Annotated in this window: 13 protein-coding genes; 3 read left to right on the top strand and 10 right to left on the bottom strand. The window is 68.7% G+C overall.

Features of this window, described 5'->3' with window-relative positions; all coding sequences use genetic code 11:
- Positions 1–87: 87 nt before the first annotated feature.
- From AB0J64_RS17515 to AB0J64_RS17505, 3 genes are all read right to left on the bottom strand, one after another.
- Positions 88–441, bottom strand: a complete 354-nt coding sequence (locus AB0J64_RS17515; protein ID WP_344994864.1) for a nuclear transport factor 2 family protein — start codon at positions 439–441, stop codon at positions 88–90.
- 45 nt (positions 442–486) lie between these two features.
- Positions 487–897, bottom strand: coding sequence for a hypothetical protein (locus AB0J64_RS17510; RefSeq protein WP_364027655.1), 411 nt, complete (start codon positions 895–897; stop codon positions 487–489).
- 118 nt (positions 898–1015) lie between these two features.
- Positions 1016–2014 carry an NADPH:quinone oxidoreductase family protein gene (locus AB0J64_RS17505; protein WP_364027652.1) on the bottom strand — a complete coding sequence of 333 codons (999 nt, stop codon included), beginning with the start codon at positions 2012–2014 and terminating at the stop codon, positions 1016–1018.
- Positions 2015–2124: 110 nt separating this feature from the next.
- On the opposite strand from AB0J64_RS17505, the gene AB0J64_RS17500 reads away from it, so the two are divergent.
- Positions 2125–2751 carry a TetR/AcrR family transcriptional regulator gene (locus tag AB0J64_RS17500; protein ID WP_364027649.1) on the top strand — a complete coding sequence of 209 codons (627 nt, stop codon included), beginning with the start codon at positions 2125–2127 and terminating at the stop codon, positions 2749–2751.
- Positions 2752–2763: 12 nt separating this feature from the next.
- Here the strand turns inward: AB0J64_RS17500 and AB0J64_RS17495 are convergent, their stop codons facing one another.
- The 4 genes from AB0J64_RS17495 to AB0J64_RS17480 form a co-directional block, all read right to left on the bottom strand.
- On the bottom strand, positions 2764–3366 hold the full coding sequence (locus tag AB0J64_RS17495) for a signal peptidase I (protein WP_364027646.1): 603 nt from the start codon (positions 3364–3366) through the stop codon (positions 2764–2766).
- Positions 3332–3883 (bottom strand): hypothetical protein, encoded by a 552-nt coding sequence (locus tag AB0J64_RS17490; protein WP_364027643.1) that lies wholly within the window; start codon positions 3881–3883, stop codon positions 3332–3334. The genes AB0J64_RS17495 and AB0J64_RS17490 overlap by 35 nt, the downstream gene beginning before the upstream one ends.
- 152 nt (positions 3884–4035) lie before the next feature.
- The gene (locus tag AB0J64_RS17485; protein WP_364027640.1) at positions 4036–5223 is read right to left on the bottom strand and encodes a hypothetical protein; all 1188 of its coding nucleotides are present in this window, start codon (positions 5221–5223) and stop codon (positions 4036–4038) included.
- A gap of 152 nt (positions 5224–5375) precedes the next feature.
- Entirely contained in the window at positions 5376–7037 is a 1662-nt protein-coding gene (locus tag AB0J64_RS17480; RefSeq protein ID WP_364027637.1) for a class I adenylate-forming enzyme family protein, read from the bottom strand.
- Between the two features lie 286 nt (positions 7038–7323).
- On the opposite strand from AB0J64_RS17480, the gene AB0J64_RS17475 reads away from it, so the two are divergent.
- Together AB0J64_RS17475 and AB0J64_RS17470 are read left to right on the top strand one after the other, a co-directional pair.
- Positions 7324–8940 (top strand): endo-1,4-beta-xylanase, encoded by a 1617-nt coding sequence (locus tag AB0J64_RS17475; RefSeq protein WP_364027634.1) that lies wholly within the window; start codon positions 7324–7326, stop codon positions 8938–8940.
- A 142-nt stretch (positions 8941–9082) separates the two neighbouring features.
- The gene (locus AB0J64_RS17470; RefSeq protein WP_364027631.1) at positions 9083–9382 is read left to right on the top strand and encodes a hypothetical protein; all 300 of its coding nucleotides are present in this window, start codon (positions 9083–9085) and stop codon (positions 9380–9382) included.
- A 6-nt stretch (positions 9383–9388) separates the two neighbouring features.
- Here the strand turns inward: AB0J64_RS17470 and AB0J64_RS17465 are convergent, their stop codons facing one another.
- From AB0J64_RS17465 to AB0J64_RS17455, 3 genes are read right to left on the bottom strand one after another with little or no spacing between them, the layout of a single operon-like run.
- Positions 9389–10210, bottom strand: coding sequence for a carbohydrate ABC transporter permease (locus tag AB0J64_RS17465; protein ID WP_364027628.1), 822 nt, complete (start codon positions 10208–10210; stop codon positions 9389–9391).
- On the bottom strand, positions 10207–11121 hold the full coding sequence (locus AB0J64_RS17460; protein WP_364027624.1) for a sugar ABC transporter permease: 915 nt from the start codon (positions 11119–11121) through the stop codon (positions 10207–10209). Before AB0J64_RS17460 ends, AB0J64_RS17465 begins: the two co-directional genes overlap by 4 nt.
- Positions 11118–12470 carry an extracellular solute-binding protein gene (locus AB0J64_RS17455; RefSeq protein WP_364027621.1) on the bottom strand — a complete coding sequence of 451 codons (1353 nt, stop codon included), beginning with the start codon at positions 12468–12470 and terminating at the stop codon, positions 11118–11120. Before AB0J64_RS17455 ends, AB0J64_RS17460 begins: the two co-directional genes overlap by 4 nt.
- Positions 12471–12482 lie beyond the last annotated feature (12 nt).

Below are 12482 nucleotides of genomic sequence, written 5' to 3'. Positions count from 1 at the left end.
CCGATGTGGAAGGTGATCTGGGCAAATCGTTTTCAGCCGGAAAGCCGAAGGCCCCCGCAGGGAGCGGGGGCCTCGAGAGGGGGATGTTCAGGCGGCCGGGACCTTGTCCAGGAAGCCGAGGACCGAGCGGATCCGGCCGTCCTCGGCCAGCTCCACCACGTCGAACCCGACCGCGACCGGCTCCCCGCCCTCAGGGCCGAGGTGCCAGGTGAAGCGGGCGATGTGGTGGTGGGCGTCGTACACCTCGCCCGGGCTGAACACCAGGCCGGGGAACATGCCCTGGGCGCCCTCGATCACCGCGGCGATTCCGGCGTGGCCGCTCACGTCGGCCAGCGGGTCGGTGTAGGTGGCGTCCTCGGTCCACAGCTCGGCCACGGCCTTGGCGCGGGCCTCGGCGTCGGTCTCGTTCCAGGCGGCGATGTAGCGGTCGATGAGGCTCATGGTCATTTCCTCTGCTTTCAATCGGGTCTTAGTTATTGCGGTTCATCAGTTGTTGCGGGTCTTGCGGAGGCCGGTGATCTGAAGTTCGGCGAACACTCCGACCACCAGGGCCTGGGCGATGGTCCAGATCGCGCCGACCGTGGTGAGTCCGGCGACGCCGGTGACGACGGCGGCGACGCTGCCCAGGGTCCAGATGATGTTCAGCGCGATGACCGCTCTGGTGGCGGCCGGGCTGATCGCGCGGCGGGTGGCCAGGAGGCCGACCGCGGCGCCGTACACGAGGAGGAAGGCGCCGATCTCGCGCAGGAGGCCCGCGCCGGGGCCGAGCAGATCGCTCACCGGGGCCGCGAAGGCGAGGTAGACCAGCCCGTTGACGCCGGTGACGACGGCGTCGGCGGCCAGCGCGAGGCGCAGGAACTTCGTCCGATCGGCGGTGACGGTCAGGGCGGTGGTCATGTCGGGCTCCCCTTTGTGGCGGTTTCTTGCGACACCTGAACGATGCCAGCCGGGACGTAGGGAGCGCGATTACCCGTGACGTAATGGAGGGCGGCTTCCGAGCAGGACTCGGGTCTGTTCAGGGCCGTAGTGCCAGCTTGCCCACGGTGGCCCGCGCTTCCAGTTCCGCGAGTGCTTTGGGTCCCTCGGCCAGATCGTGCACGGTGGGCCGGCCGGGGCCGAGCACGCCGGCCGCGAGTAGTCCGGACAACCGGCCCATGACCTCGCCGAAGATCTGCGGTGCGGCCTGGATCAGGGTGCCGATGTTCAGGCCGATGAGGTGGATCTGGTGCTTGTAGACCAGTTCCCAGTTGGTGATCGCGGCTTCGCCGCCGGCCAGGCCGTAGACGACGACCCGGCCGGTGACCCTCCTGGTCGCGGCCAGGCTGGCGTCGAGGGTGGCGCCGCCGACCGACTCCAGGACCAGGTCGGCGCCCGCGCCGCCGGTCAGGGCCAGGACCTCGGCGGCGATGTCGGTGCCGCGGGAGTCGAGGACGTGGTCGGCGCCCAGCGCCCGTACCACCTCGTGCTTGTCCGGCGAGGCCGTGGCGATCACCGTCGCGCCGTAGTGCTTGGCCATCTTCACCGCGGCCTGGCCGGTCCCGCCGGCCGCGGCGTGGATCACCACGGTCTCCCCTGCGGTGAGGCCGCCCAGCGGCTTGAGCGCCGCCAGCGCGGTCGGCCAGTTCACGACCAGGCCCAGGGCCTGCTCGTCGGCCCAGCCCGCCGGCACCGGGACCGCGCCGGCCGCCGGCAGCACCATGTACTCGGCGAAGGCGCCGCCGTGGACGCCGACGCCGATGACATGGGCGCCGGGCTGCAGGTCGGTCACCCCCTCGCCAACGGCGACGATTTCGCCGGCGCCTTCGATGCCCGCCAGATACGGCGGCCGCGGGCCGCCCGCGAATGTGCCGCGGGCCTGGGAGAGGTCGACGAAGTTGACGCCGGCGGCGGTGACCCGGATCAGGACCTCGCCCGGGCCCGGGCTCGGTACCGGCGCGTCGGTGATCAGGCGGAGGTCCTGCGGGCCGCTCAGTGACGTCTGCCGCAGCGCGCGCATGGTGGAGGGGATGCTCATGACGACCGGCTTTCTATTATTTATCGAACGACCAACAAATCGTGCAGCACGCTGTGGCACAGGTCAAGGTAAAGTTGATCGAACGACAAAGAAATCTGGAGGGACGGCGGATGGCTGCTCGCGGCAGGCCGCGCACATTCGACCCGGACACCGCCCTGCGCACGGCGCTGGACCTGTTCTGGGAACGCGGCTACGAGGGCACCTCGCTCAACGACCTGGCCCAGGCCATGGGGATCGCCTCGGCCAGCATCTACGCCTGCTTCGGCAGCAAGCAGGACCTGTTCCGCAAGGTCATGGCCCTCTACGGCACGACCTCAGGCGAGCCGCCCAGGCGCGCGCTGCGCGAACAGCCGACCGCGCGCGCCGCGATCCACGCCATGCTGCGCGCCACCGCCGATGTGATCACCGGCCCGGACACGCCGCACCACTGCATGCTCATCCTGGCCGCGCCCACCGGCGCCGTGGAGAACCACGCGATCCGGGAGTTCCTGGCCGACCTCCGGCGTGACATGCTCAACACCGTCAAGGACCGGCTCGCCCGCGGCGTCGCCGACGGCGACCTCACCGCGCCGCCCGCCGGCCTCGACGCCATCGCCCGCTACTACACCACCGTGGTGCAAGGCCTGTCCGTACAAGCCCGCGACGGCGCCGACCGCGCCGAGCTGGAAGCGGTCATCACCTGCGCGATGGCCGCCTGGGACCCGCTCACCTCCGCGCCGTCACACCCGATGAAGTAGACGCCAGGCTGCTCAACCGGGGGCCTCGGACATGCCCTCCGCTGGAGGTCGCGTTCCATCACCACGTGGGCGCGGGGTTGCGGCGAGATACGTGAGGACAGCCAGGCCCAGCGCGCCGAGGGCCATCGTCCAGTACCGCGCCCGATACCACCAGAGAACGGGCAGGCCGATCCAGGGAACGTGGATCCGTCCCAGCCCGAGGACCTGCTCGGGTGGCGTGGAGGTGGAGTCGGGCGTCAGGTTCGCGTCGCCCGAGGTGAGGATGTGGCCGTTGGCCAGCATCTTGTGCACCCGATGCGTCAGCAGCTGCGTCGGCTGGGAGTGGTCACGGACGAGCACCACCTGACCCGGCTTGAGCGTATGCACGGGCACGTGCTGGTAGACCACCACGTCGCCCGGCATGATCCGCGGCCCCATGGAGCCGGTGAGGATCACGGCCGCCTGCCACGCGGGAAGCAGGGCAGGCAGTTGCGACCACGTCAGCAGGCCGATGAGCACGCCGAGCGCGGCGCGCGCCGCCGTGAATCCGATGAGCCGGATCGCGAACGCCGCACGCCGCGCCCTCAGGCCGATCTCGTGATCAGCTGTTCTGTGCTTCCCAGATGAAAGAGACATGCGGCGTGGAGCCGTCCTCGGTCGAGTTGGGGGCGGACGAGTCGAACGACCAGGAAATGCGGTAGGACAGGTTCTCCGGCGGGTTCCCCGTCAGCGACCATGGCCCGACTCCGTTGGCGAAGCTCGTCTTGGTCGAGGTGAAGTTGGCGAGGGTGCCGGTGTACGCGGCCCCGCCCACCGGCGTGAACGCCGCGCAGCTGGCGTACGTGCCGCCGTTGCCCTCCTCAATGGTGAGGTTGATGTACGAACTGATGTTGTTGGTCGGCACGGCGGACACGTCGGAGTAGAGCTTGACCGTGCTGGGCACGCTGGCGCTGGAGGTGATCTTGATGCAGTGGGACCCGGAGTCACCCGGGACCATGTTGGTGATCTGGAACATCGGGACGCCGCCGCTGTCGTTCGTCAATCCGACGGTTCCGGCCGTCCAGTTGTTGCCCGTGTTGGCGGTGCTGCCGACGAAAGTCGCGTTCGATGCCTGCCATACGAGCACCCCGCTGAGCATCAGCCCGACGGGCATCGCCAGAAATCGGGATGCACTTCTCAATTTGTCCGCTTTTATCGCCACATGCGCCTCTCAATCGTCATAGTTGATCGCTCTCGTTCCGGCATTTTCCCCATGCGGAAATGACGGTGAACGGGAGGATCGTGCAAGACAATGCCTATTTCCGATCAAGAGGTGGCCAGCGTCATGAACGCGGTCGGTCCGGTGACGACCGAGACGGACGAGAACCCGCTCAGCTGCGCCGGGGTCTTGCGGTTGACATGGTCGCCCAGCCCGAGCTGTCCGTAGGTGTTGTTCCCCCAGCACCACACCGTGCCGCCGGTGGTCCCCTTGCCGCACGTGTGGGCGGCGCCCGCTGTTACGGACGACCAGGTGTTCGGCGTCGTGACCTGCACAGGGCTGGTGCGGTTGGTGGTGTCGCCGAGCCCGAGCTGGCCGCTGGAGTTGTCCCCCCAGCACCACAGGTTGGTGCCGGCCTGCCGGGCGCACGTGTGCGCCCCACCCAACGCCGGGGATTCCTCCCACGTCTCGAGGCTGCCGACCTGGACCGGGCTGAGGCGGTTGCCGGTGTCGCCGAGCCCGAGCTGGCCGCTGGAGTTGTTGCCCCAGCACCACAGGGTCCTGCTGACGCGTACGGCACAGGTGTGCGCACCACCCGCGCTGATCGACTCCGACGGACCGACCACGCCGACCTGGGCCGGTAGTCTGCGGTTGATGGCGTTGCCGAGTCCGAGCTGGCCGCTGGAGTTGTCGCCCCAGCAGAACAGCGTGTTACCGGTGCGCCAGCCGCAGGCGTGAGCCTTTCCCGTCGTGACCGACTGCCAGGTGGTGAAGGTACCGACCTGGGCCGGACTGGTGCGGTTGACGAGGTCGCCGAGCCCGAGCTGGCCGCTGGAGTTGTCGCCCCAGCACCACAGTGTGCCGTCGGTGCGGACGGCACAGGCGAATTTGCCGCCCGCCGACACCAGGGACCAGGTGGTGGCGGTGCCGACCTGGGCGGGAGCGGTGCGGTTGACGAGGTCGCCGAGCCCGAGCTGGCCGCTGGAGTTGTCGCCCCAGCACCACAGCGTGCCGCCCGTACGTACGGCGCAGGCGAACGCGCCGCCGGCGGCGGGCCTGGCCCATGTGGTGACGGACCCGACGTTCACGGGGCTGGACTTGTCGACCGTGTTGCCGATGCCGAGCTGCCCGGAGCTGTTCTGACCCCAGGACGTCAGGTTGCCATTCGAATAACTCGCGGCAGAAGCCCATGTACCTGTGGAAGATGTGGTCGCGCGGAAAGCCGCGAAGCCTTTCTCCACGGACAGCACCCCGGCCAGGACCGCGCAAGCAACCACACCAATGAGCCAGCGCATTGCCAACTATCCCCGAATTTCCACGCAGAGAACGCCACCCCATTGGCGCCGTGCGTCACAATAGCAGGCCATCCAGGTAATCGACGGGCGTGGCATAAATACAGCATGTCGCACCAGAATTCCCCCGAATTCTGGCGACCTATTTCATGGGGCTACGCGCCCAGGACCTCCCTGCGGAGGTGGGTCTTGAGGATCTTGCCGCCGGGGTTGCGGGGCAGCTCGCCCTCCCGGAACCAGAAGTAGGCGGGGATCTTGAACTTGGCGATCCGGTCCTTGAGGAACGACTGGAGCTCCTCCGTGGCGACCGAGGCGCCCGGCGCCAGCCGGATGACCGCGCCCACCTCCTCCCCGAGCTCCTCGTGCGGCACGCCGATCACCGCCGCGTCGTCCACCGCGGGGTGCTCGAACAGGGCCGCCTCCACCTCCGCGCAGTAGACGTTCTCGCCGCCCCTGATCACCATGTCCTTGGCCCGGTCGACGATGTAGACGAAGCCCTCGTCGTCGATCTTGGCCAGGTCGCCGGTGTGCAGCCAGCCGTCCACGAAGGTCTGCGCCGTGGCCTCCGGCTTGTTCCAGTAGCCCATGATGACGTTGGGGCCGCGTACGCAGAGCTCGCCCACCTCGCCGGGCGGCAGCTCCTCGCCCATCGGGTCCACCACGCGCACGTCCACCACGGGCGAGGGCAGGCCGATGCTGTCGGGCCTGGCCTGGTAGTCGGCGCCGCCGTTGCCGATGGCCAGGGCGGTCGTCTCGGTCATGCCGTAACCGTTGGAGGGGGCGCGGTCGGGGAGGTTCCGGGTGATGCGCTCCAGGAGCTTGGGCGGGGCGGGGGCGCCGCCGTAGCCGAGGGTGCTCAGGGACGACAGGTCGTACTTGCCGAAGTCGGGGTGGGACATGAGCTGCCAGGCGTTCGTGGGCACGCCGATCATGGCGGTCACGCGCTCGCGCTCGATCAGGCGCAGCGCCTGCTCGGGGTCCCACTTGTACATGAGCACCAGCCCGCCGCCGCCGAACATGCTGGTGGTCAGGGCCGAGAAGCAGCCCGTGACGTGGAACAGGGGAACGGTCAGCAGGGTCACCCTGCGGGTGCCGGCCGCGGCCGCGACGTCCTTGCCCGCCATCGCCACCGCCCGCATGAGGCCGTAGGCGACGGTCATGGGGGACTGGCCCAGGTTGCGGTGGCTGCCCAGCGCGCCCTTGGGGTTGCCGGTCGTGCCGGAGGTGTAGAAGATCGTCGCGGGGTCCTCCGGGGACAGCTCGACGTCGGGGAGCCGGACATCGGCGGCGACCTCGCCCATCGCGTCGCCGAACCCGCGCGCGCCCGCCGGTGCCTCGCCCCGGGTGACGATCAGCGGGACGCCCGTCGAGGCCAGCCTGGCGGCACGCTCGCCGTCCGCGATCAGCACCTTGATGCCCGAGTCGTTCACGGCGTAGGCCAGCTCGGCCTCCGTCCACCAGGCATTGAGCGGTACGGCGACGGCCCCCGCCGCCAGCGCGGCCGACAGCGAGACCACCCATTCGGGGTAGTTGCGCATGGCCACGCCCACCCGGTCGCCCTTGCGTACGCCGTACTCCTCGATGAGGCGGCCCGCCAGGGTGGCGGCGCGGCGGAAGTGGTCCTCGAACGTGATGTGCTCGTCCTCGTACACGAGGAAGACCTTCTCGCCGTGGAACCTGCTCATCTCCAGCAGCGCCCGGAAGTGAGCCGGCGCGTGCTTCCACGTACGTATCCCGGTGTCGCCGATCTCCTCCATCTCGAACAGCTGGCCGGGGCCGGTGAGCTGGGCCTGGACCTGGGCGTGCGAAAGGGACATGCGCCGAACTCCTGGCTGGTGGACGATTATTCTGGATAAATCACAGTACCGACCGGTAGGTACGTCCCGCTAGCTGTGAAAGTTTCACTTATCACCCGATAGTTTCTGCCGTCCATCTGCTGCTTTGGTGGCTGTACGTGCCCGGCATTGACCCTTCTCTCGCATGTCAATACCGTCTGCACTGCGATCAGACGGTGATCGAAAACTTTCGGAACCGAGTGCCTGCCTCCGGAGGTAGATGTCCGTGCATTCGTCCTTACTCATCAGAGTCCTCACCTTGGTGGGGATGCTCGCAGCCTTCCTCCTCCCGGCCACCTCGGCCGACGCCTCCGCGCCCCTGCGCACGCACGCGGCCGCCCGGGGCAAGTTCATCGGGGCGGCGCTCGCCACCAGCCAGCTCGCCAACGAGGCCACGTACCGCAACACCGCGGCCACGGAGTTCAGCCAGGTCACGCCCGAGAACGCGATGAAGTGGGACTCCACCGAGCCCAGCCAGGGCCAGTTCAACTTCTCCGGCGCCGACGCGATCGTCGCCTTCGCCACCGAGAACAACATGCAGGTCCACGGCCACACGCTCGTCTGGCACAACCAGACGCCCGGCTGGGTCCAGAGCCTCGGCGCCAGCGCCATGCGCGCGGCCATGCAGAACCACATCAGCCAGGTCGTCGGCCACTACGCGAACAACCCGGCCGTGGTCTCCTGGGACGTGGTGAACGAGGTCTTCGACGACAGCGGCAACCTGCGCACGTCGTTCTGGTACAACACGCTCGGCCAGAGCTACATCGCCGACGCCTTCCGCGCCGCCCGCGCCGCCGACCCCGACGCGAAGCTGTGCATCAACGACTACAACACCGAGGGGATCAACGCCAAGAGCACGGCGATCTACAACCTCGTCTCGTCGCTGCGCCAGCAGGGCGTGCCGGTCGACTGCGTGGGCTTCCAGTCGCACCTCGCGATCCAGTACGGCTTCCCCAGCGACTTCCAGCAGAACCTGCAGCGCTTCGCCGCCCTCGGCGTCCAGGTGCGGATCACCGAGCTGGACGTGCGCATGGTGATGCCCAGGGACGCCACCAAGGACGCGACGCAGGCCACCTACTACCGCAACGTCGTCAACGCCTGCCTGGCGGTGACCGCCTGCGCGGGCGTGACGATCTGGGGCTTCACCGACAAGTACTCCTGGGTGCCTGACACGTTCTCCGGGCAGGGCGCGGCTCTGATCTACGACGAGAACTACCAGAAGAAGCCGTCGTACACCGCTGTGCACGACGCGCTGGCCGGCGGCTCGACCACCGACCCCACCCCGCCGACCACGCCCGGCACGCCCTCGGCGGCCAACGTGACCTCGAACTCGGCCACGCTCACCTGGACCGCCTCCACCGACAGCGGCGGCAGCGGGCTCGCCGGGTACGACGTCTACCGCGAGCAGGGCGCGACCGATCAGCTGCTCGGCCAGTCCACGACCAACTCGCTGGCGCTGACCGGGCTGAGCCCCTCCACCCAGTACCAGGTGTACGTACGGGCACGTGACGGAGCCGGGAACGTGTCGGCCGACTCCGCCCTGGGCACCTTCACCACGACGGCCGGCCCCGGCGGCGGCGGTGGCTGCACGGCCACCGGCACCGTCCAGACGCAGTGGAGCACCGGGTACGTCGTCCAGCCCGTGACCGTCACCAACACCGGCACCGCCGGCATCAGCGGCTGGACCGTCACCTTCACCCTGCCCGCCGGCCACACGCTGACCGGCTCGTGGAACGCGACCCTCACCGTCAGCGGGCAGACCGTCACCGCCAAGAACCTCGGCTACAACGGCACCCTGGCCCCGAACGCCAGCACCACCTTCGGCTTCCAGGTGAGCCGGCCGAGCGGCACCACGCAGACGCCTTCCGGTTACACCTGCGCCTGAGGTTTCCTTGGAGATTCCCCTGGCGTCTGTCCAGGGGAATCTCTTTCATCCGGGACTGACCTTTGCCTCCGCCGGCCATCCCCGCGCCTAGCGTGAAAAGAGATGTCACCCGGAGTCCACGACAGGCAAGAGGTGATCTCTCATGATGAAGAGCCGCAATGCCCTCGCGGCCTGCGCGATGACGGCGTCGGCCCTCGTCGCCCCGGTGACGGCGGCGGCCGGGCCCGCCGGCGCCACGCCCACGGCCCGGCAGGCCACCACGGAGACGATCTCCTCCACGGTGCCGTGCAGGCATGCCAAGGACCCCGCCGGCTGCCACGCCAGGAAACGGACCCGCCACGGCGGTGGCGGCCCAGGAGGCCACGAGGACACGGCCCCCTGGGAAGTCGGAGGAGCCGGCGGTCCGGGCGCAGGACCCGGTGGCCTGGAGGACGGGTCCTAGCCCGTCCTAGCCCTTCACCGAGCCGGCGAAGCTGAACGAGCTCGCCAGGTACTTGTTGACCGCCACGTACAGGACCACGGCCGGCGCCGTGTACAGGATCGAGAAAGCGGCCAGCTGACCGTAGGCCACCTGCCCGTACTGGGAGAAGAACGTGTAGACGGTCACGGCGGCCGGCTGCTTCTCGGGGGTGTCCAGCAGCACGAACGGGGCGAAGAAGTTCCCCCACTGCCCGACGAACACGAAGATGGCGACCACGGCTATCCCGGGGGCCATCAGCGGGCCGACCACCGCCGTCAGCGAGCGGACCCAGCCGGCGCCGTCCACCCAGGCCGCCTCCTCCAGATTCACCGGCACGCCGTCCATGAAGTTCTTCATCATCCAGATGGAGAACGGCAGCGAGCTCGCCGTCAGGAACAGCACCATCGCCGGCACCGAGCCGTACAGGTTGAAGCGGAAGAACATCGCGTAGACCGGCACGAGGATGGCCGTCACCGGCAGGCCCGTGGTGAACAGGAGGGTCAGCATGAAGTGGCGGCGGTAGCGGAGCTGGTAACGCGACAGCGGATACGCGGCCAGTCCCGCCACCAGGACCGTCAGCAGCGCCGTCGAGCCCGAGATGACGATCGAGTTGATCAGGGGCAGGATGATCGTGTCCCAGGTCAGCACGGCCTTGAAGTTGTCCAGCGAGAAGGAGAGCGTGGGCTGGGCGGCCAGCGTGGCTTCGGGCTCGAGCGAGGCGATCAGCACCCAGAGGAACGGGCCCAGGAAGGCCAGCGCGATGAGCGCGAGCGCGAGCCAGGCGGCGCCGCGCGCGGCGAGCCGCGTCATGCGTCCTCCACCTTGATCAGGCGCAGGTAGATCAGCGAGAACAGCGCGCCGATCACGAGCATGACCAGCGCGATCGCCGAGCCGTAGCCGATCTCGAAATAGCGGAACGCCTGCTCGTACATGTACAGCGGCGTCGTCTGGCTGGCCGTGCCCGGGCCGCCGCCCGTCAGGGCGTAGATGAGGCCGAAGCTGGCCAGGGTCTGCAACGTGATCAGCATGAGGTTCGCCATGATGGAGCGGCGGATCAGCGGGAGCGTGATGTGGAGGAGGCGGCGGCCCGGCCCCGCGCCGTCCACGGCGGCGGATTCCAGCAGGTCGGCGGGGACCTCCGAGAGGGCGGCCGAGTAGACGAGCATCGAGAAGGCCGTGCCGCGCCAGATGTTCGCCAGGATCACCGCCAGCATGGGGGCGGTGTAGAGCCATTCCTGGGAGATGCCGAGCACCGTGTTCAAGGTGCCCTCCTCGGCCAGGAAGGAGAACCAGCACGCCGCGGCCACGACCTCCGGCACCACCCAGGCGGCTATCACCACGCCGTTGACGACGCTGCGCGTCACGCGGCCGCGGCCGCGCTGGAGCAGCGCGATGATCAGGCCCAGGGTGTTCTGGCCGATGACCGCCGAGCCGATGACGAACACGAACGTGAGCAGGAACGAATTGAGGAAGTTCGGGTCGCCGAAGAGCTTGACGAAATTGGCCACGCCGACGAAACGCGAATGAACCGAGGCCGACCCCGTGAGCGTCTCGTTGGTGAAGGCGATGTAGACGCTCCAGAGGATCGGCCCCACCAGGAAGAGCGCCAGGAGCACGAGGGCCGGGCCCAGGGGGATGAGCCAGCGCAGGACGCCCCGCCGTGACGAGCCGCGTACCGGGCGGCTCGTCACGGACGGGGACGGGGCCGTGACGATCGTCATCGGGCCAGGACCTTGTCGGGGCCGCCGACCGCGGCGGGCAGCGCCTTGGCATAGCTCGCGGTGGCTTCCTCAGGGGTCCGTGAGCCCGTCGTGACCGCCTCCATGGCCTCCTGGACCTGGGCGGACACCTTCGGGTACGCCTCGAAGGCCGGCCGGTAGTGGGTGACGGAGGCCAGGTCGGTCCAGAACTTGACGCTCGGGTTGTCGGCGCTGTACTTCGGGTCGGCGGCCACGTCCTTGCGGGCGGCCAGGTCACCTGTGCCGACCGAGTACGCCATCGAGTTCTCCTTGTTCGTGGCCGTCGTGATGAAGTCGAACGCCTCCTGCTTGTGCTTGGTGTAAGCGCTCATCGCCATGACCCAGCCGCCCGACATGCTGACCGCGCCCGGCGCCTCGCCGTTCTGCGTCGGCATGGGCGTCCAGCCGATCTTCTGCGTCCATTCGGCCCACGGTTTGGTGCCGGCCGGCTTCCAGGCCGAGCTGGCCCACGCGCCGTCGAGGGAGATGCCGAGCTTGGCGCCGGGGAACCATTCGAGAGTCACCTTGTCGCCGAGCTTGGCGTTGTGGGCGTCGGCCTGCTTCGGCCCCAGCTCCTCGCGGTAGATCGTGTTGACGAAGGTCAGGGCGTCGGTGAAGTTCTTCCCGCCGGCCACCCACTTCTTCTGCGTCTCGTCGTAGAGGGTGCCGCCGGGCGTGCCGTACAGGAGCATCTCGAAGCCCTGCATGGTGGACGCCTCACCGTGGATCTTGGTGGAGTACATGCTGAAGGGGATGACGCCGGGGAGCTTCTGCTTGATCGTGCGGGCCGCCGTCAGGACGTCGTTCCAGGTCTTCGGCTCCCACGGGACCGGGAGTCCGGCCTTGGCGAAGACGTCCTTCTGGTACCAGAGGCCGCGCGTGTCCGTGCTGATCGGCACGCCGTAGATCTTGCCGTCGCCGCCCTTGGCGGCCTGCTTGACCGAGTCGGGGAACTGCGTGTTCCAGTCGGGCCACTTGGCCAGGTAGTCGTCGAGGGGGGCCAGCTTGCCGGCCGCGACGTCCGCGTTGACCTGGAACGTGTCGTGGTAGTAGAGGTCGGGCGCCGAGTCAGGGGAGCGGTTGAGGAGTGCGAGCTTCGTGTAGTACGCCTCGTTGTTGCCCTGGACGGGCGTGAGCTTGATCTTGACGCCCGGGTGGGCGGCTTCGTACTGCTTCTTCGCGTTGCCGAGCATCTTCTCCAGATACGGCCACGTCGGCTCGACCTTGTAGAGGACCTCGAGTTCCTTGCCGCTACTGGAGGTTTCCTGTGCGGCACCGCACCCGGCGACGGCGGTCAAGAGGAGGAGGGAACCGGCCAGCGCACGTTTCATCACGGTCTCCCC

Origin of the sequence: Nonomuraea sp. NPDC049695 (assembly GCF_040674955.1) — a bacterium.
Lineage (GTDB): Bacteria > Actinomycetota > Actinomycetes > Streptosporangiales > Streptosporangiaceae > Nonomuraea > Nonomuraea helvata.
The sequence above is the reverse complement of the archived record's forward strand: the minus strand, read 5'-3'. Positions and strand labels throughout refer to the sequence as shown.

Bases quoted from the DNA above. Each gene is read 5' to 3' on its own strand.
- AB0J64_RS17515 (WP_344994864.1), bottom strand. From the start codon at position 441: ATGAGCCTCATCGACCGCTACATCGCCGCCTGGAACGAGACCGACGCC.
- AB0J64_RS17510 (WP_364027655.1), bottom strand. From the start codon at position 897: ATGACCACCGCCCTGACCGTCACCGCCGATCGGACGAAGTTCCTGCGC.
- AB0J64_RS17505 (WP_364027652.1), bottom strand. From the start codon at position 2,014: ATGAGCATCCCCTCCACCATGCGCGCGCTGCGGCAGACGTCACTGAGC.
- AB0J64_RS17500 (WP_364027649.1), top strand. From the start codon at position 2,125: ATGGCTGCTCGCGGCAGGCCGCGCACATTCGACCCGGACACCGCCCTG.
- AB0J64_RS17495 (WP_364027646.1), bottom strand. From the start codon at position 3,366: ATGTCTCTTTCATCTGGGAAGCACAGAACAGCTGATCACGAGATCGGC.
- AB0J64_RS17490 (WP_364027643.1), bottom strand. From the start codon at position 3,883: ATGCCCGTCGGGCTGATGCTCAGCGGGGTGCTCGTATGGCAGGCATCG.
- AB0J64_RS17485 (WP_364027640.1), bottom strand. From the start codon at position 5,223: ATGCGCTGGCTCATTGGTGTGGTTGCTTGCGCGGTCCTGGCCGGGGTG.
- AB0J64_RS17480 (WP_364027637.1), bottom strand. From the start codon at position 7,037: ATGTCCCTTTCGCACGCCCAGGTCCAGGCCCAGCTCACCGGCCCCGGC.
- AB0J64_RS17475 (WP_364027634.1), top strand. From the start codon at position 7,324: ATGCTCGCAGCCTTCCTCCTCCCGGCCACCTCGGCCGACGCCTCCGCG.
- AB0J64_RS17470 (WP_364027631.1), top strand. From the start codon at position 9,083: ATGATGAAGAGCCGCAATGCCCTCGCGGCCTGCGCGATGACGGCGTCG.
- AB0J64_RS17465 (WP_364027628.1), bottom strand. From the start codon at position 10,210: ATGACGCGGCTCGCCGCGCGCGGCGCCGCCTGGCTCGCGCTCGCGCTC.
- AB0J64_RS17460 (WP_364027624.1), bottom strand. From the start codon at position 11,121: ATGACGATCGTCACGGCCCCGTCCCCGTCCGTGACGAGCCGCCCGGTA.
- AB0J64_RS17455 (WP_364027621.1), bottom strand. From the start codon at position 12,470: ATGAAACGTGCGCTGGCCGGTTCCCTCCTCCTCTTGACCGCCGTCGCC.